16 protein-coding genes are annotated in these 15,435 nt (G+C 66.9%); 12 read left to right on the forward strand and 4 right to left on the reverse strand.

Going from position 1 to position 15,435, the window contains the following annotated elements:
* Positions 1–8 precede the first annotated feature (8 nt).
* Complete coding sequence (locus CAP38_RS04645; RefSeq protein WP_086119666.1) at positions 9–956, forward strand: rhodanese-related sulfurtransferase; 948 nt, start codon at positions 9–11, stop codon at positions 954–956.
* A 5-nt stretch (positions 957–961) separates the two neighbouring features.
* Here CAP38_RS04645 and CAP38_RS04650 read toward each other — a convergent pair whose 3' ends face one another.
* Both CAP38_RS04650 and CAP38_RS04655 read right to left on the reverse strand, forming a co-directional pair.
* A complete protein-coding gene (locus tag CAP38_RS04650) occupies positions 962–1,753 on the reverse strand; it encodes a winged helix-turn-helix domain-containing protein (RefSeq protein ID WP_086119667.1) in 792 nt (263 codons plus the stop codon).
* Positions 1,754–1,932: 179 nt separating this feature from the next.
* Positions 1,933–3,069 carry an iron-containing alcohol dehydrogenase gene (locus CAP38_RS04655; RefSeq protein WP_086119668.1) on the reverse strand — a complete coding sequence of 379 codons (1,137 nt, stop codon included), beginning with the start codon at positions 3,067–3,069 and terminating at the stop codon, positions 1,933–1,935.
* A gap of 84 nt (positions 3,070–3,153) precedes the next feature.
* Here CAP38_RS04655 and CAP38_RS04660 point away from each other — a divergent pair, with 84 nt between their 5' ends.
* The gene (locus tag CAP38_RS04660; RefSeq protein WP_256924262.1) at positions 3,154–4,143 is read left to right on the forward strand and encodes an alpha/beta hydrolase; all 990 of its coding nucleotides are present in this window, start codon (positions 3,154–3,156) and stop codon (positions 4,141–4,143) included.
* A 12-nt stretch (positions 4,144–4,155) separates the two neighbouring features.
* Positions 4,156–5,019, forward strand: coding sequence for a YbgC/FadM family acyl-CoA thioesterase (locus tag CAP38_RS04665; RefSeq protein WP_086119670.1), 864 nt, complete (start codon positions 4,156–4,158; stop codon positions 5,017–5,019).
* Here the strand turns inward: CAP38_RS04665 and CAP38_RS04670 are convergent.
* On the reverse strand, positions 5,006–5,854 hold the full coding sequence (locus tag CAP38_RS04670; protein ID WP_086119671.1) for an NRDE family protein: 849 nt from the start codon (positions 5,852–5,854) through the stop codon (positions 5,006–5,008). The genes CAP38_RS04665 and CAP38_RS04670 overlap by 14 nt on opposite strands.
* A gap of 9 nt (positions 5,855–5,863) precedes the next feature.
* Complete coding sequence (locus CAP38_RS04675; protein WP_086119672.1) at positions 5,864–6,760, reverse strand: folate-binding protein YgfZ; 897 nt, start codon at positions 6,758–6,760, stop codon at positions 5,864–5,866.
* A gap of 122 nt (positions 6,761–6,882) precedes the next feature.
* Here CAP38_RS04675 and mltG point away from each other — a divergent pair, with 122 nt between their 5' ends.
* The 9 genes from mltG to CAP38_RS04720 all read left to right on the forward strand — a co-directional run bounded on the left by mltG (position 6,883) and on the right by CAP38_RS04720 (position 15,359).
* Positions 6,883–7,857 (forward strand): endolytic transglycosylase MltG, encoded by a 975-nt coding sequence (gene mltG / locus CAP38_RS04680; protein ID WP_256924263.1) that lies wholly within the window; start codon positions 6,883–6,885, stop codon positions 7,855–7,857.
* Between the two features lie 14 nt (positions 7,858–7,871).
* On the forward strand, positions 7,872–8,519 hold the full coding sequence (gene tmk / locus CAP38_RS04685; RefSeq protein ID WP_086119674.1) for a dTMP kinase: 648 nt from the start codon (positions 7,872–7,874) through the stop codon (positions 8,517–8,519).
* A complete protein-coding gene (locus tag CAP38_RS04690) occupies positions 8,516–9,571 on the forward strand; it encodes a DNA polymerase III subunit delta' (protein WP_086119675.1) in 1,056 nt (351 codons plus the stop codon). The genes tmk and CAP38_RS04690 overlap by 4 nt, the downstream gene beginning before the upstream one ends.
* A gap of 31 nt (positions 9,572–9,602) precedes the next feature.
* Positions 9,603–9,968 (forward strand): PilZ domain-containing protein, encoded by a 366-nt coding sequence (locus CAP38_RS04695; RefSeq protein ID WP_086119676.1) that lies wholly within the window; start codon positions 9,603–9,605, stop codon positions 9,966–9,968.
* Between the two features lie 60 nt (positions 9,969–10,028).
* Positions 10,029–10,859: a TatD family hydrolase gene (locus tag CAP38_RS04700; protein WP_086119677.1), complete on the forward strand. Its 831-nt coding sequence runs from the start codon at positions 10,029–10,031 to the stop codon at positions 10,857–10,859.
* Between the two features lie 55 nt (positions 10,860–10,914).
* The gene (locus CAP38_RS04705) at positions 10,915–11,529 is read left to right on the forward strand and encodes an ankyrin repeat domain-containing protein (RefSeq protein ID WP_256924264.1); all 615 of its coding nucleotides are present in this window, start codon (positions 10,915–10,917) and stop codon (positions 11,527–11,529) included.
* A gap of 96 nt (positions 11,530–11,625) precedes the next feature.
* On the forward strand, positions 11,626–12,114 hold the full coding sequence (locus CAP38_RS04710) for a tripartite tricarboxylate transporter TctB family protein (protein ID WP_086119679.1): 489 nt from the start codon (positions 11,626–11,628) through the stop codon (positions 12,112–12,114).
* A gap of 16 nt (positions 12,115–12,130) precedes the next feature.
* Positions 12,131–13,642: a tripartite tricarboxylate transporter permease gene (locus CAP38_RS04715; protein ID WP_086119680.1), complete on the forward strand. Its 1,512-nt coding sequence runs from the start codon at positions 12,131–12,133 to the stop codon at positions 13,640–13,642.
* A gap of 625 nt (positions 13,643–14,267) precedes the next feature.
* Complete coding sequence (locus CAP38_RS04720; protein WP_143435750.1) at positions 14,268–15,359, forward strand: cyclic GMP-AMP synthase DncV-like nucleotidyltransferase; 1,092 nt, start codon at positions 14,268–14,270, stop codon at positions 15,357–15,359.
* Positions 15,360–15,435 lie beyond the last annotated feature (76 nt).

Here is a 15,435-nt window from a genome sequence, read left to right on the forward strand (position 1 = left end):
TCGAAGACATGGCCCGATACGTCACCGCCGCCCTGTACCTGTTCACCGATCTGCCCGACCACGCCCGGATGCGCGACCCGCTGCTGGCGGTCTGCGAAGCGCACGGCGTGCGCGGCACGCTGCTGCTGGCCGGAGAAGGCATCAATGGCACCATCGCCAGCCTGGACGACGGCCCGGGGCAGGGCGTTCACGCCGTGCTGGCCCATCTGCGCGCCGACAGCCGGCTGGCGCGCCTGCAATGCAAGCTGTCCTGGAGCGACAAACCGCCGTTCCATCGCATGAAGGTGCGGATCAAGAAGGAAATCGTGACGCTGCGGGTGCCCGGTCTCGACCCCAACCGCACGGTCGGCACCTATGTGAAGCCGGCCGACTGGAACGCGCTGATCAGCGATCCCGAGGTGCTGCTCATCGACACCCGCAACGACTACGAGGTGGCGATCGGGACATTCGAACAGGCGGTCAATCCCGGCATCCGCACGTTCACCGAACTGCCCGACTGGCTGGAGCAACAGCCTGCCTTGCAAGGGGAGGCCGGGCGCAAGACCCGGGTGGCCATGTTCTGCACCGGGGGCATCCGTTGCGAGAAATCGACCGCCCTGCTCAAGATGCGTGGCTTCGAGGAGGTCTACCACCTTGAGGGCGGCATCCTGAAGTACCTGGAAGAGGTTCCGGCGGAGCAGAGCCGCTGGCGTGGCGAGTGCTTCGTGTTCGACGAACGCGTCAGCGTGGGTCATGGCCTGGTGCAGGGCCCCCACGAGCTCTGTCGTTCATGCCGGTGGCCACTGACGCCCGAGGATCGTGCGTCGTCCCTGTTCGTCAGGGGGGTGAGCTGCCCCCACTGCCACGACCGACGCACGCCGGAAGAGAAAGCCCAGCTGGCCGAGCGTCAGCGGCAGGTGGAGCTGGCGGAAGCCAGGGGCACGACCCATGTGGGTCATGTGCCGGGCCCGCATTGAAAAATTCAGCAGCGCAGCAGCGGAGCGATCTCCCCGGCGGCCTGGAGGGCCAGTTCCACCGGCGATCCACCCTGGGCCGTGCCCATGAACTCCTCGCTGGCCAGTTGCAGCTGCCAGTCGAACCGGTACACATCGTTGTCCAGCCGGAGCCGGCTGGTGACGATGCCGGCGGCCTCTCCGCGGGTGGACCCTGCATCCAGCCGCACAGTGCCACTGGCCACCGGGTGTTCGGCGGCCTCCGGGGCAGCCGGATCGAGCTGAAACACGGAAATGCCCTGGCTGCGCAACACATGGGCGGCGACAGGCAGCAGACCGGTCTTGACCCAGGACAGGGATTCCTGGTCGGCCGGCGGCTCGGTGGGCAGCCAGATGACCTGTGGTCCTGCCTCGGTGCCTTCGGTGCCGGCCTCGACACTCTGTTCGGGGCGGGCCCCCTCGCGCTTGACCGGAAGACCGACCCGGTAGCCCACCCGGTGCACGGTCTTGATGACCCGGGCGGTCTGGCCGTCGTCACCGAGCGCCTTGCGCACTTTCATGATGCATTGGGCAATGACCGAATCACAAACGAAGTGGTTGAACCAGACCTTCTCCAGCAGTTCGCCTTTGGTCACCACCCGACCTTCCTGGTGGAGCAGGTAGGCCAGCAGGTCGAAGGCCCTTCGCTCCAGCCGGATGAGCTCTCCGTGGCGGGTGGCCTCGCGCGTGCCGCAATGCAGTGTGAACTCGCCGAAATGAAAGACGGCGCGCGAGTCGGCGGAAAAGGATGGGGAAAAATGGACGGGTGATTCGTCGTTCATGGGACCTCCGGCTGGATGAGCGGTTGGAACGGACCTGTCGGATGTGTTGGCATGTGCCGGATCGGCCACGCAAATCCATCGCAATTAAAATTAAAGCATTACAAAAAGGCCAGTTATGACCCTTCCCTGTCAGTCCTGACAGGTCTCACCGTTCCGTCACGCCCACCCCCCGGGGGCGGTCACATCGATGCCGACAGCATCTGCTCGTAATCATCCCGCGAGGCCAGCCTCGGATTGGTCTTGTGGCAGTGGTCGGCCATGGCGCCATCGATGATCCGGCCGAACTGCGCTGCCTCCACGCCCATCGCGGCCAGACCGGCGGGCAGCCCGAGCCGTGCGTTCATCTCGGCAATCGCCGGTCCGATGTCGCTGCCCGAGGCCAGTCCCATGGCGTGGGCCATCCGCTCCAGGCGCCGCTCCGACTGCACCGAAGGGGCGGCCGCATTGAACGCCACCACCGCCGGCAGGAACACCGCATTGAGGGTGCCGTGGTGCAGGCGGGGATTCACGCCGCCCAGGCTGTGGCTGAGGCTGTGCACGCAGCCCAGCCCCTTCTGGAACGCCATGGCGCCCTGCATGGATGCGCTCATCATCTGAAGCCGCGCATCCCGGTCCTGACCGTGGCGGGTGGCGCGCTCGATGTGGGCCCAGCCCCGCGCCAGACCATCCAGCGCGATGCCGTCGGCGGGCGGATTGAATGCCGCGGCCATGAAGGTTTCCATGCAATGCGCAATCGCGTCCATGCCGGTGGCGGCCGTGAGCGATGGCGGAAGTCCCAGGGTGAGCTCCGGATCGAGGAGGGCGGTACGAGGCACCAGGTGCCAGCTGTGGAAACCCAGCTTGCGCCCGTCGTCGACGATCACGATGGCGCCCCGGGCGACCTCGCTGCCGGTGCCCGCAGTGGTGGGGATGGCGATCAGGGGCGGGACGGCGGTGGTGATGCGGGGCGAACCGCCTTCGATGGTCGCGTACGTCTTGAGCGGTCCGGGATGGGTCGCGGCGATGGCCACGCCCTTGGCGCAGTCGATGGCGCTGCCGCCGCCCAGGGCGATCAGTCCGTCGCAACCTTGCTGGCGGTAGAGGTCGGCCGCCGCACGCACGGCGGCTTCGGTCGGGTTGGAGGGCGTCTGGTCGAACACCGGCGCGCCAGCGTCTCCGAGGGCCGCCAGCGCCTTGTCGACCAGGCCGGCCTGCCGGATGCCGGCGTCGGTGACCACCAGAGGACGGGTGATGCCGCAGCGTTCGCACTCCGCCCGCAGCTGGGCCAGCACGCCGAAGTCGATGAGGATGTTTGTCACGTACAGGATCTGGGCCACGCTGCGTCTCCGGTTATGGTGATGGGTTGTGAAAACTATACGGAGGCGGACCGGGAGTGCGGTCCCCGATAGGACAACAGGTCCATGGCCCATTCCCACCTTGCTGCTGCCCGTCAACGCCTGACACCCGCCATGCGCGGGGTGCTCGACCGGATCGATCGGGCCGGTCATCCCCCCATGCACACGCTGGAACCCGACCAGGCCCGAGCGGCCTACGAGGCGGGTGCCGGCGTGCTCGATGTGCCCCTGGCACCGCTGGACCGGGTCGAGGACCTGTCCGTGCCGACCCGCGACGGGCAAACCCTCAGGGCCCGTCTCTTTTCACCCTCTGCGACACCCGGCCTGCCGGTTCTGCTGTACCTGCACGGGGGCGGCTTCACCGTGGGCAGTGTGGCCACCCACGAAGCCCTGTGCCGTCAGCTGGCCGCACTGGCCGGCTGCGCCGTGGTGTCGGTGGATTACCGGCTGGCGCCGCAATGGAAGTTCCCGACCGCCGTGCACGATGCCTGGGACAGCCTGCAGTGGCTGCACCGCTCGGCCCCCGGACTCGGGCTGGACGCTACCCGGCTGGCCGTGGGCGGCGACAGCGCCGGCGGCACCTTGTCGCTGGTGACGGCGCTCACCGCCCGCGATGCCGGCCTGCCGCTGGCGCTTCAGCTGCTGTTCTATCCGGGCTGTGCCGGTCATCAGGACACCGGCAGCCACCGCGCATTCGCCCAGGGCTTTCTGCTGGAGAAGGCGCACATCGACTACTTCTTCGGGCATTACCTGCGCACGCCCGCAGACCGCGATGACTGGCGGTTCGCCCCGCTGGATGGCGTGGATGCCGATGGCAACGCCCCGGAACTGGAGGGCGTGGCACCGGTCTGGATGGGGCTGGCGGAGTGCGATCCGCTCACCGACGAGTGCATCGCAATGGCCGACCGCCTGCGCATGGCCGGCGTGGCGGTGGACCTGGAGATCTACCACGGCATGGTCCACGGATTCATCCAGTTCGGGCGCGCCATCCCCCAGGCCCTGGACGCCCACCGACACGCGGCCCAGGCCCTGCGACAAGCCTTTCAGACCCCCTGACCGGAGCATTCCATGGCCTTGCAACGATCCGATTTCCGATTCTTTCACCGCCTGCGGGTGCGCTGGGCCGAGGTGGACATGCAGCGCATCGTCTTCAACGCCCACTACCTGATGTATTTCGACACCGCCATCTCCGACTATTGGCGGGCGCTGGCGCTGCCGTACACCGAGGCCATGGAACATCTGGAAGGCGATCTGTACGTGGTCAAGGCCACCATCGAATTCCATGCCTCGGCTGGCCTGGACGACCAGATCGATGTGGCGTTGCGCTGCACCCGCATCGGCAGTTCGTCCATCACCTTCAGCGGGGCCATCTTCCGGGGCGATCGGCACCTGATCAGCAGCGAGATCGTCTATGTGTTTGCCGATCCGGCCACCCAGACCTCGCGCCCGGTGCCGCAGGCGCTGCGCGACATCCTGCTGGGTTTCGAGGCCGGCGAGCCCGTCGTTCAGCTGGCGGTGGGCCGGTGGGTCGACCTGCGGCCCGCGGCCGCCGCGCTGCGTTCACGGGTGTTCATCGAGGAGCAGGGCATCGATCCGGCCATCGAGCTCGATGCGCTCGATGACGGCGCGGTGCACGCCGTGCTGACCAACCGTCTGGGTCAGCCGGTGGCCACCGGCCGCCTGCTGGTGCACGAACCCGGCGTCGGCCGGATCGGCCGCATGGCGGTGCATCGGGTGCTGCGGGGCGGCCGGTTCGGGCAGCAGGTGCTGGACGCGCTCATGGCAGCCGCCCGCGAGCGTGGGGACCGTCAGGTCGTGCTGCACGCGCAGCGCAGCGCAGAGGGCTTCTACCGGCGCCTGGGCTTTCAGCCCTGCGGCGAACCGTTCGAGGAGGCCGGCATCGCCCACACCGAGATGATCAAGGGGCTCTGAGGCGTTCGATCAGCTCGCAGCGATGCCGCTGCGGGTCGAGCCTGGGAACGGGCTCGTCCATTCGGTGCTGCCATTCGTCCAGCCGTGCACCCAGCCCTCCGGCCTGGCGCCGGATGCGCAACAGGGTGGTGCTGCGGGTGCCGTAGTCGCTGTCCGGAATGCGGACGAACGGGCTGGACAGTGCCCGTTCGAGTGCCATCGGCACGCCGGTGCGGGGCAGATCGGTCTCCGGCGCCGGATGGTGGTCGGTCAGGGCATCTTGCAGCGTCGGATGAACCGGATCGTCGGCGTCCATCGGGACGGCGGATGCTTGAAGGGCCGCGCACAGCTTGAGGGTCTTCGGCCACGGGGTGTCCAGGCTGGCGTTCGACAGGCCATACAGCCCGGGCCCCAGAGGCCGCTGGTGACGCTGCGGTGTCTGCGCGGCGTGCGGATCGGCCGGATGGCGGTTGCTGACCCAATGCCAGCGGCCGGCGCCGAGGTCACCCAGCACGAGGTTGAAGCCGCCGTAGGCCTGGGGCTGGAGCGTCTGCACGAAACCGGCCAGGTCGTCCTGGCCTGCCAGCCAGCGCGACACCAGCTCCCCCCGGCTGCGCTCGGCGCGCTCGGGCGTGGCCTGGCGCACGTTGGTCAGCCACGCCACTCGACCGGCGGGGCTCAGCCCCAGCCAGGTGCCGCCGTCACGCAGGTCGCGACCGGCCACCACCTCGGCACCGGTTTCGGAGCGCCAGCGGTGCAGCGGCTCCGTCGGCCGATCGAAGGACTCGTCCCGGTTGGAGGCCAGCCACAGCGGCATGTCCGGGTGGAGGCCGATGGCAAAGGCGATCAGGCACATGCCGCCGGTTCAGATGTCTTCCAGCAGGGGGTAGGGCAGGGGAAGCAGGCTCAGGACCCGGCCGTCGATCTGCAGCGTGCCGGTCGCCATGGCGCTGGTCTGCAACGAGGCGATGGCATCGAAGCCGCCATTCGGGTTCGGTGCTGCCTGGGCGATGACCCCGCATGGCTGGGAGGGGTCGCTGTCGTGGAACACCTCCTGGCCTGCCGCCATGGGCGCGCTGGCGTGAACCAGCGCACCGCGCCGCTTCAGGGTGCCCCGGAACTGGCTGCGTGCCACGACCTCCTGGCCCGGGTAGCAGCCCTTCTTGAAGTTCACGCCGCCCACCGACTCGTAGTTGAGCATCTGGGGCACGAAGGCCTCGAACACCGGCTGGCTCAGGGTGGCCACGCCGCTGCGCACGTCCAGCCACGACCAGAGGGAGGCATCCAGTGCCGGACCCTCGGCGATCGCCTTGTCGACCGGCGCGATCTGGAGGGCACGCCCCGTTCCCTCGGCCGGGTACAGCCGCACGGTGCTGATGCCGTCGTGCTGCCGATGGCTCCAGGGCGCGGGCGGCAGATCGGCCGGAACCGAGTCGCCGCTCAGGCCCGACAACTGGAACTCGGCCGTTGCGTCGGTGAGCTTGACCTTGGCGCGCAGCACGAACATCGACAGGCGCTTGAGCGTGGCGGGCAGCAGATCGCGCGAACAGACCAGCAGGATGTCGTCATGGGCACGCTTGAAACCCACGAAGCTGGCCTGCATGCGGCCTTTGGCCGAACAGAATGCGGCCAGGCGGGCTTCGGACAGGCCGAGCAGCGAGAAGTCCTGGGTCAGCTGCCCGTGCAGGAATGGGGCGGCGTCGTCGCCGCGGGCCCGGATGATGCCGAGGTGGTCGAGCGGGGTGCGTCCGTGGAATGTCATGGCGTGGCGGTGAGGGGAAGGCGCAAAGCCCTGGATTATCATGGCCGACCACCCCGGGCGAGGTCCCGCCCCGCCATCACCCTGACGCCGTCCTGCCCGTGTTCCGACTCCTGAAACGTCTCGTGTCCGCCGTGCTGCTGGCCCTGGTTGTCGCCGGCGGACTCGGCTGGTGGTGGCTGGACCGTCCTCTGCCTCTGAGCGGCGAAGCCCCGTTGCTGGTGGAGGTTCCGCCGGGCTCCTCTGCACGGGGCGTGGCCCAGCGGCTCAGCCGGGCCGGGGTGGGGCTTCCGCCCCTGGCGCTGGAGGCCTGGTTCCGCCTGTCCGGGCAGGCGCAGGACATCAAGGCCGGTGTGTACGAGGTGCCGGCCGGCTTCACCCCGAACCAGCTGTTGCGGCGCCTGGTGTCGGGCGATCAGGCCCTGTTCAGCGTGGCCATCATCGAGGGCTGGACCTACCGGCAGGTGTTCGATGCGCTGCGCCGCCATCCCGACCTGACGCCGGATCTGCAGGGCCTGAGCGATGCGCAGGTCATGGGCCTGATCGGCAAGCCTGGCGTGCACCCCGAAGGCCGCTTCTTCCCGGATACCTATCGGGTGGCGCGCAAGGCGCCGGCCTCCAGCGTGCTGCGGCAGGCCGCTGCCGCCATGGACGACCAGCTGGCCCGCGCCTGGGCCCGACGCTCGCCGGAAACGCCCCTGCGCACGCCCGAGGAGGCGCTGATCCTGGCCAGCATCGTCGAAAAGGAAACCGGGCTGGCAAGCGACCGGCCCGAGATTGCCGGCGTGTTTGCCAACCGGCTGCGCATCGGCATGCGCCTGCAGACCGACCCGACCATCATCTACGGCCTGGGAGAGCGGTTCGACGGCAACCTGCGCAGGGTGCACCTGGAAACCGACGGACCCTACAACACCTACACCCGCTCCGGACTGCCCCCGACACCGATCGCCCTGCCCGGACAGGCCTCGCTGCTGGCTGCGGTCCAGCCCAAACGCACCAGCGCCCTGTACTTCGTGGCCCGGGGCGACGGCTCCAGCCAGTTCAGCGCCACCCTGGACGAACACAACGCTGCAGTGCGGCGTTTCATCCTCAACCGCTGAAGGCAATTGCGCTCATGCAGCCCGGTCTATTCATCACGTTCGAAGGCATCGACGGTGCCGGCAAGTCCACCCATATCGGTGCGGTGGCCGATGCATTCCGGCGCCACGGCCGCTCTGTCCGCCTGACCCGTGAGCCCGGGGGCACGCCCCTGGCCGAAAAGCTGCGCGGGCTGGTCCTCAACGACCCGATGGACCCGCTGACCGAAGCCCTGCTGATGTTCGCCGCCCGCCGCGATCACCTGCAGCAGGTGATCGAACCGGCACTGGCAGCCGGCGAGGTGGTGCTGTGCGACCGCTTCACCGACGCCACGTTCGCCTACCAGGGGTACGGCCGGGGCTTCGATCTGCCGGTGCTGTCGTTGCTGGAGGCCTGGGTGCAGGCCACGCCGCAGGACACGGTCCGCCAGCCCGACATGACGCTCTGGTTCGACCTGCCGGCCGAGGTGGCTGCATCCCGCCTGGCTTCGGCTCGCGTGCCGGACCGGTTCGAAGCCCAGCCGCAGGTGTTCTTCGAGCGGGTCTCGGCCGGTTACGCCGCGCGGGCCGAGGCCGCGCCGGGCCGCTTTGCCCGCGTCGATGCCCACCAGCCTGTGGAGCATGTCGCCGCACAGGTACGCGCGGCGCTGGCAGCGCGGGGCTGGCTGCCGGGGGCGCAGGCATGACGGCGCCGCCAGCCTTGCCGCCGTGGCTGCAGCGCCAGCTGGAGGCGCTGCTCGCCCAGCGTGGCCACGCGATCCTGCTCACGGGCCCGAGCGGTCTCGGGCAGTACGAACTGGGGCTGGCGCTGGTGCGGGCATGGTTGTGCGAGCGCCCATCGCCTTCAGGCGCCTGCGGTGCCTGCGGCAGCTGCCACGCCGTCGACGTGCGAACCCACGCCGACCTTCGGGTGCTCATGCCCGAGACCTTGTGCCTGGAGCACGGCTGGCCGCTGGACGAGTCCACCCAGAAAGACCTGGACGAGAAGAAGCGAAAGCCCAGCCGCTGGATCCGAGTCGATGCGGCGCGGGACGCGGTCGGATTCGGCCAGACCACCCGGTCGCGCGGAAGGACCAAGGCGGTGCTGGTGTTCCCGGCCGACCGCCTGAACACCGAATCGGCCAATGCCCTGCTCAAGACACTGGAGGAGCCGGCGGGTGATCTGCGCTTCCTGCTGGCCACCGAAGCAGCCGACCAGCTGCTGCCCACGGTGCGCAGCCGGTGCCAGACCCATGCGCTGGCCTGGCCCGACGAAGAAGAGGCGCTGGCCTGGCTTCAGGCCCAGGCCGGGCAGGGTGGCGACCGCTCGACCGCGCAGGTCTGGTGGCGCGCATCGGGTGGCCGACCGGCCGATGCGCTGGCCTGGTCGACCCTCGGGCTCACCGAAGCCGCCTGGCGATCGATCCCGCGGGCGGTTGCCAGAGGCGACTGGTCGGTCCTGTACGACTGGGGCCCGGCGCGCCAGTTGTCGGTGCTGCAGAAGCTCTGCCACGACCTGATGACCCACGCCGCAGGGGCGCCGACCCGCTATTTCCGCCCCGACGACCTGCCCGCACCGCCGCCATGGCGGACGCTGGCGAACTGGTCACGCGAGCTGAGCGAGGCGGTGCGCACGGTCGAGCACCCCTTCAACGCCGGCCTCATGCAGGAAGCCTGGGCCGCCCGGGCCCGTCAGGTGCTGGGCAAAGGGGCCGTTTCTGTGGCGGGACGGACTCAGTCATTCAGGGCTACCGTATGAGTCGGCGGCGCTTGCCGCTACACTGCGCCCCATGAGCACCAACCCGTCTTCGTCGGCCGCCCGGCCGAGCGTGATCCAGCTCTCCATCAAGGAAAAGGCGGCGCTGTACGCGGCCTACATCCCCTTGTTCGCAGACGGCGGCATCTTCATCCCCTCGGCGCGCGACTACAAGCTGGGCGACGATGTGTATGTGCTCCTGAGCCTGCCGGACGATCCGCAGCGCTACCCGGTGGCCGGCAAGGTGGCCTGGGTGACCCCCGCCAAGGCCCAGGGTGGCCGCACCCAGGGCGTGGGCATCCGGTTTCCGGCCGACGACAAGTCGCGGCAGCTCAAGCTCAAGATCGAGGAGATCCTGGGCGCCTCCATCGGCTCCGACCGGGCGACCCAGACCATCTGAGCCGGTCTGCTCCCGACCTGCGACACCGCCACGGGCGGTGTCTTCATTTGGCGAACCGACATGTTCATCGACTCCCATTGCCACCTGAGCTTTCCCGAACTCCGGGAACGCCTGCCCGAGATCCTCCAGGCCATGGCCGATGCCCAGGTCGGTCAGGCGCTGTGCATCTGCACCACGCTGGAGGAGTTCGATGCGGTGCATGCGCTGACCAAGCAGCCTCAGCTCTGGGCCACCGTCGGTGTGCATCCGGACAACGAAGGCGTGCGGGAGCCCACGCTCGACGATCTGCTGGCCGGCGCTGCCCGGCCGCGGGTGGTGGGCATCGGCGAGACGGGGCTGGACTACTACCGACTCGAAGGGCGCTCGCTGGCCGACATGGAGTGGCAGCGGGAACGGTTCCGGACCCACATCCGCGCAGCCCGACAGACCGACCTGCCGCTGGTGATCCACACCCGGTCGGCATCGGACGACACGCTGGCCATCCTGAGGGAGGAGGGCGGGTTTGCCGGCCAGGCAGCGGGCGGCGACGTGGCCCGCGGCGTGTTCCACTGCTTCACCGAGACCGAGGCCGTGGCGCGTGCCGCGCTGGACCTGGGCTTCTACATCTCGCTCTCCGGTATCCTGACGTTCCGCAACGCCGCCGACCTGCGCGATGTGGCGCGCTTCGTGCCCATGGACCGGCTGCTGATCGAGACCGACAGCCCTTACCTGGCGCCGGTGCCGTTCCGGGGGAAGACCAACACCCCGGCACTGGTGCCTTGGGTGGCCCGCCAGCTGGCAGAGCTGCGAGGCATGACGGTCGAGGAGGTGGCACAGGCCACCAGCGCCAATTTCCACACCCTGTTCAACCGGGTGCCGGCCCATCCTGAACCTCAAGCATCACTTCAATAAAATGAAAAAACGCCTTGTTTTGAAGGGATTTTTTCTTGCGGCGGTATCGCCTTCCATGGTGCTGGCCGATTCCTTCGAGCGTTTTTTCTCGGCGATCCAGCGCGACGATGCCGACACCCTGCAGGGCCTGGCGGCCCGAGGGTTCGACCTCAACACCGTGAATGCGCAGGGCGAGCATCCGCTGTTTCTGGCGCTCAAGGCCGAGGCCTGGCGGGCGGCTGCATTTCTGGTGTCGCGGCCGGAGGTCCGGGTCGAGACCCGGTCGGCCACCGGTGAAACGCCGTTGATGATCGCCGCCCTCAAGGGCCGGATCGAGCTGGCCCGGCGCCTCATCGAACGGGGCGCCGAGGTGAACAAGCCCGGCTGGACCCCGCTGCACTACGCTGCCACCTTTCCCGGCCCGGTGGCGCCCGAGATGACCCGGCTGATGCTGGAGCATCACGCGTACATCGATGCCGAATCGCCCAATGGGTCCACGCCGCTCATGATGGCGGCCCAGTACGGCAACACCACCGTGGTCAAGCTGCTGCTGGAGGAGGGGGCCGATCCTTTGCTCAGGAACCAGCTGGGCCTGACCGCCATCGACTTCGCCCAGCGCGCCAACCGGGCGGAAGCGGCCGAGATCATTGCGGCCTTCGTGCGCGCCCGGCAACCCCGCGGCACCTGGTGAGGGCCCGGGGCTTGTCCCCTGAGTAGGTGTAACCCACATTTCCCCGGTGTTGCGCAGACCGGACAATCCCGGCCAACTGCCACCTGAGGAGACTTCGTGAAGTTAGCCAGTCAAAAAGATTTCCTGTCCGGATTGATGTTCACCATCGTGGGCATTTCGTTTGCCCTCGGCGCCCGCGAGTACGAGGTGGGCGCTGCCGCCCGCATGGGCCCCGGCTACTTTCCCATGATGCTGGGCATCCTGCTCACGGTGCTCGGCGTGAGCATCACCATCCAGTCGTTCCGCAAGGGCGGGGCGGATGGCGATCCGGTCGGCGCCATCGCCTGGCGCCCTCTGTGCTTCGTGCTGGGCGCCAACCTGTTGTTCGGCGCCCTGCTGGTGGGAGTGCCTGCGCTGGGCATCCCGGCCTTCGGCCTGATCGTGGCGCTGTACGTGCTGGTGGTGGTGGCCGGCTTCGCCCAGCCGGGCAGCAAGATCAAGCATTCGCTGGTGCTCGCCACGGTGCTGGCGGTGGGCAGCTACGGCGCCTTCGTCTACATGCTCAACCTGCAGTTCCCGGTGTGGCCTGCGTTCCTGACCGCCTGACCCGGAGACCCCTGCCATGGATCTGATCAACAACCTCTCGCTGGGATTCGGTGTCGCGTTCACCTTCCAGAACCTGCTGTATGCCTTCGTCGGCTGCCTGCTGGGGACCCTGATCGGGGTTCTGCCGGGCATCGGCCCGCTGGCCACCATCGCGATGCTGCTGCCGGCCACCTACGGCCTGGAGCCGGTGTCGGCGCTCATCATGCTGGCCGGCATCTACTACGGCGCGCAATACGGTGGCTCCACCACCGCCATCCTGGTGAACCTGCCGGGGGAATCGTCGTCGGTGGTGACCGTGATCGACGGCTACCAGATGGCGCGCAAGGGCAGGGCAGGCCCTGCGCTGGCGGCCGCCGGCCTGGGCTCCTTCTTCGCGGGCTGCGTCGGCACCCTGGTGCTGGCTGCTTTTGCACCACCGCTGACCGAGGTGGCCCTGAGCTTCGGTCCGTCCGAGTACTTCGCGCTGATGGTGCTGGGCCTGATCGGCGCCGTGGTGCTGGCCTCGGGTTCGCTGATCAAGGCGCTGGCCATGATCGTGCTGGGTCTGCTGGTCGGCCTGGTGGGTACCGACGTGAACTCCGGTGTGGCGCGCTACACCTTCGACATCCCGGAACTCACCGACGGCATCAACTTCGTGGTGATCGCCATGGGTGTGTTCGGTTACGGCGAAATCATCAGCAACCTCTCCCATTCGGAAGAGAAGCGCGAGGTCTTCACCGGCAAGGTGACCGGCATCATGCCCACGGCCGAGGACTTCAAGAACATGCTGCCGGCGGTGATCCGCGGCACGTCGCTCGGTGCGGTGCTGGGCATCCTGCCGGGCGGCGGGGCGCTGCTGTCGTCGTTTGCGGCCTACACGATCGAGAAGAAGACCAAGCTCAAGCCGGGCGAGGTTCCTTTCGGCCAGGGCAACATCCGCGGTGTGGCGGCCCCCGAGTCGGCCAACAACGCGGGCTCGCAGACCTCCTTCATCCCGCTGCTGACGCTGGGCATCCCGCCCAACGCCGTGATGGCGCTGATGGTGGGTGCCATGACCATCCACAACATCCAGCCGGGCCCGCAGGTGATGAGCAGCAACCCGGAACTGTTCTGGGGCCTGATTGCGTCCATGTGGATCGGCAACGCCATGCTGGTGATCCTGAACCTGCCGCTGATCGGCATCTGGATCAAGCTGCTGACCGTGCCTTACCGCTGGCTGTTCCCGGCCATCATCCTGTTCTGCGCCATCGGCGTGTACTCGACGAACAACAACAACTTCGACATCTGGATGGTGGCGCTGTTCGGCCTGATCGGCTATGGCTTCATCAAGCTGGGCTGTGAGCCGGCGCCGCTGCTGCTGGGCTTCATCCTGGGTCCGATGATGGAGGAATACCTGCGCCGCGCGCTGTTGATTTCCCGCGGCGACTGGAGCGTGTTCGTGACCCGGCCGATCTCGGCGTCGCTGCTGGTCGCGGCGCTGGTGTTGCTGGCCATCGTGCTGCTGCCATCCATCAAGAAGAAGCGCGAAGAAGCGTTCGTCGAGGACTGAGGACCCGCCAGGTGATGGCCGTGAAGACCGTGGCTGGCTAAGGTAATCAACTCCTGCAGTGGTTTCAGGAACTTCGTTGATTTCGTTGACTTTTCTTCGGGTGCGCGTTTTGATTTACCTGCCCTCGATGCAAGCCAATTCTGGTCAGCTGACAGCCAGAGAAGGCCGGTTCAGCCGCCCGTAGCCATGGCTGGTGAGACTGGCCTTCCTGCAGCCAGCGGGCTCGCTGAATTGCAGTGCAGCTGCACCAGCCGCAAGGTCGGATGTCTGAGCGTTCGTGCCTGGCGAGTTTTTTGCGGACTGGTCGACTTAGAAACAGGCGTCAACATCACGAGCCACGAGGCGTAATTCCATGTGGTCCTATGCCTTCATAGGTGCGTCAAAAATCGTTGCGGATGGCTCTATGCGTCGCAGCGGCAGGCTGCTTCTGCATAACCGGGCGATGTAGCGCGGTGAGTGACCGAGCGCAGCTAGGCACATAGCCTTTTTCTGCAGGTTCTTACAGACCCCTGGCTGCTGGTTTTCGGCTTGGTACGCTAGAAAGCCTCAACCGTTCTCATTTCAGATTTCGGATTGCGGCATGTCCTGGAGTCTGTGTAGAGAACGCATACGCTCGGAGCACTCGATGGGAAAAGCACAACGGCTCTTCAATGGTTCGGCAACCCATACCCTGTACGGGCGGATCACTCCAACGCCTGAGCAGTTGGACTTCCTCCAAGAGCAGTGGAACGCACTCGCGAGCTACCTATGTGAGCGTCTTTCGGTGTGGGGGTACCCGGTTTCAACTCTTCTCCAAGGTTCGTATCGGTATGGGACTCTCATAAAGCCTCTACATAGGGGCGAAAGCTATGACGTCGATGTGGGCGTGTATTTTTCGTGGGACAAAACCTCCAACCAGGCTAGTCCAACAGCCAAGCAACTGCGAGCTTGGGTTCAGAGCGAGCTACAGCAGTACGTTTCCCACGCGGGAGAGACGGTGGATGTGGTCGACCCTCCGAAAGAGCGGTGCTCGCGGGCGATCTACAGCCAGCAGTTTCACATCGATACCCCCACGTACCACCTTGATTCTGCATCTGACCAGAGGCGCCTGGCGTGCTTGTCCGGCAAGTGGGAAGAGAGCGATCCCAAGCCATTGCACAAGTGGTTTCGGGACGTAGTCGATCACGAGCACAGAGACCAGTTAAGGCGACTGGTCAGGTACCTCAAAGCCTGGGCGGCGATCGAGTTCCAAGATGCAGCATCCGCTCGCCCGAGCTCAGTACTACTAACCATTCTGGCTGCGGAAGCCTGCCGTGAGATGTGGGCGGAGCGCTTTTGGGGGATCTCGGACGACACAGCCCTCGGTCTTGTTGTAGGGAAGCTCTATGAACGCCTTGCGAATGACCGCAGAGTCCCGAATCCGGTAGACGCCGAAGAGGACCTCAACCGAATACCACAAGAAGCTTGGGAGGCCTTTCTCACGCGGTTGGCGGCGCTGAACGACGCAGCTCAGTTGGCCGAAAGTGCAGAAGACGAAGCATCAGCAGCGCTGGCCTGGGAAGGCGCCTTCCAGTTCCTCATGCCGCTACCGGAAACTGATGAGGTCGAGATCATCGAGGAGAGTTCTTCAAAGGCTCTCATGCAGGTCCCTGATGTCGTTATCCATGTGTACGACAGACCCGGAGGTGCTCTTCTGTCTACGTGTCGCAACGAAGTTGAAGTCCCCTCGATTTCCTGAGCCAGTCAGAAGTAGAGGTTGGGGAACAGTTTGACACGGTACTCGACCGGAGGGATTCGGCCGAGAGCTTCATGGG

This window comes from Hydrogenophaga sp. IBVHS2 (assembly GCF_002127215.1).
Classification (GTDB): Bacteria; Pseudomonadota; Gammaproteobacteria; order Burkholderiales; family Burkholderiaceae_C; genus Hydrogenophaga.

What these genes read in the sequence shown, in the direction of transcription:
- CAP38_RS04645 (WP_086119666.1), top strand. Translation starts at nt 9, where the DNA reads ATGGCCCGATACGTCACCGCCGCCCTGTACCTGTTCACCGATCTGCCC.
- CAP38_RS04650 (WP_086119667.1), bottom strand. Translation starts at nt 1,753, where the DNA reads ATGAACGACGAATCACCCGTCCATTTTTCCCCATCCTTTTCCGCCGAC.
- CAP38_RS04660 (WP_256924262.1), top strand. Translation starts at nt 3,154, where the DNA reads ATGGCCCATTCCCACCTTGCTGCTGCCCGTCAACGCCTGACACCCGCC.
- CAP38_RS04665 (WP_086119670.1), top strand. Translation starts at nt 4,156, where the DNA reads ATGGCCTTGCAACGATCCGATTTCCGATTCTTTCACCGCCTGCGGGTG.
- CAP38_RS04670 (WP_086119671.1), bottom strand. Translation starts at nt 5,854, where the DNA reads ATGTGCCTGATCGCCTTTGCCATCGGCCTCCACCCGGACATGCCGCTG.
- CAP38_RS04675 (WP_086119672.1), bottom strand. Translation starts at nt 6,760, where the DNA reads ATGACATTCCACGGACGCACCCCGCTCGACCACCTCGGCATCATCCGG.
- tmk (WP_086119674.1), top strand. Translation starts at nt 7,872, where the DNA reads ATGCAGCCCGGTCTATTCATCACGTTCGAAGGCATCGACGGTGCCGGC.
- CAP38_RS04690 (WP_086119675.1), top strand. Translation starts at nt 8,516, where the DNA reads ATGACGGCGCCGCCAGCCTTGCCGCCGTGGCTGCAGCGCCAGCTGGAG.
- CAP38_RS04695 (WP_086119676.1), top strand. Translation starts at nt 9,603, where the DNA reads ATGAGCACCAACCCGTCTTCGTCGGCCGCCCGGCCGAGCGTGATCCAG.
- CAP38_RS04700 (WP_086119677.1), top strand. Translation starts at nt 10,029, where the DNA reads ATGTTCATCGACTCCCATTGCCACCTGAGCTTTCCCGAACTCCGGGAA.
- CAP38_RS04705 (WP_256924264.1), top strand. Translation starts at nt 10,915, where the DNA reads ATGGTGCTGGCCGATTCCTTCGAGCGTTTTTTCTCGGCGATCCAGCGC.
- CAP38_RS04715 (WP_086119680.1), top strand. Translation starts at nt 12,131, where the DNA reads ATGGATCTGATCAACAACCTCTCGCTGGGATTCGGTGTCGCGTTCACC.
- CAP38_RS04720 (WP_143435750.1), top strand. Translation starts at nt 14,268, where the DNA reads ATGGGAAAAGCACAACGGCTCTTCAATGGTTCGGCAACCCATACCCTG.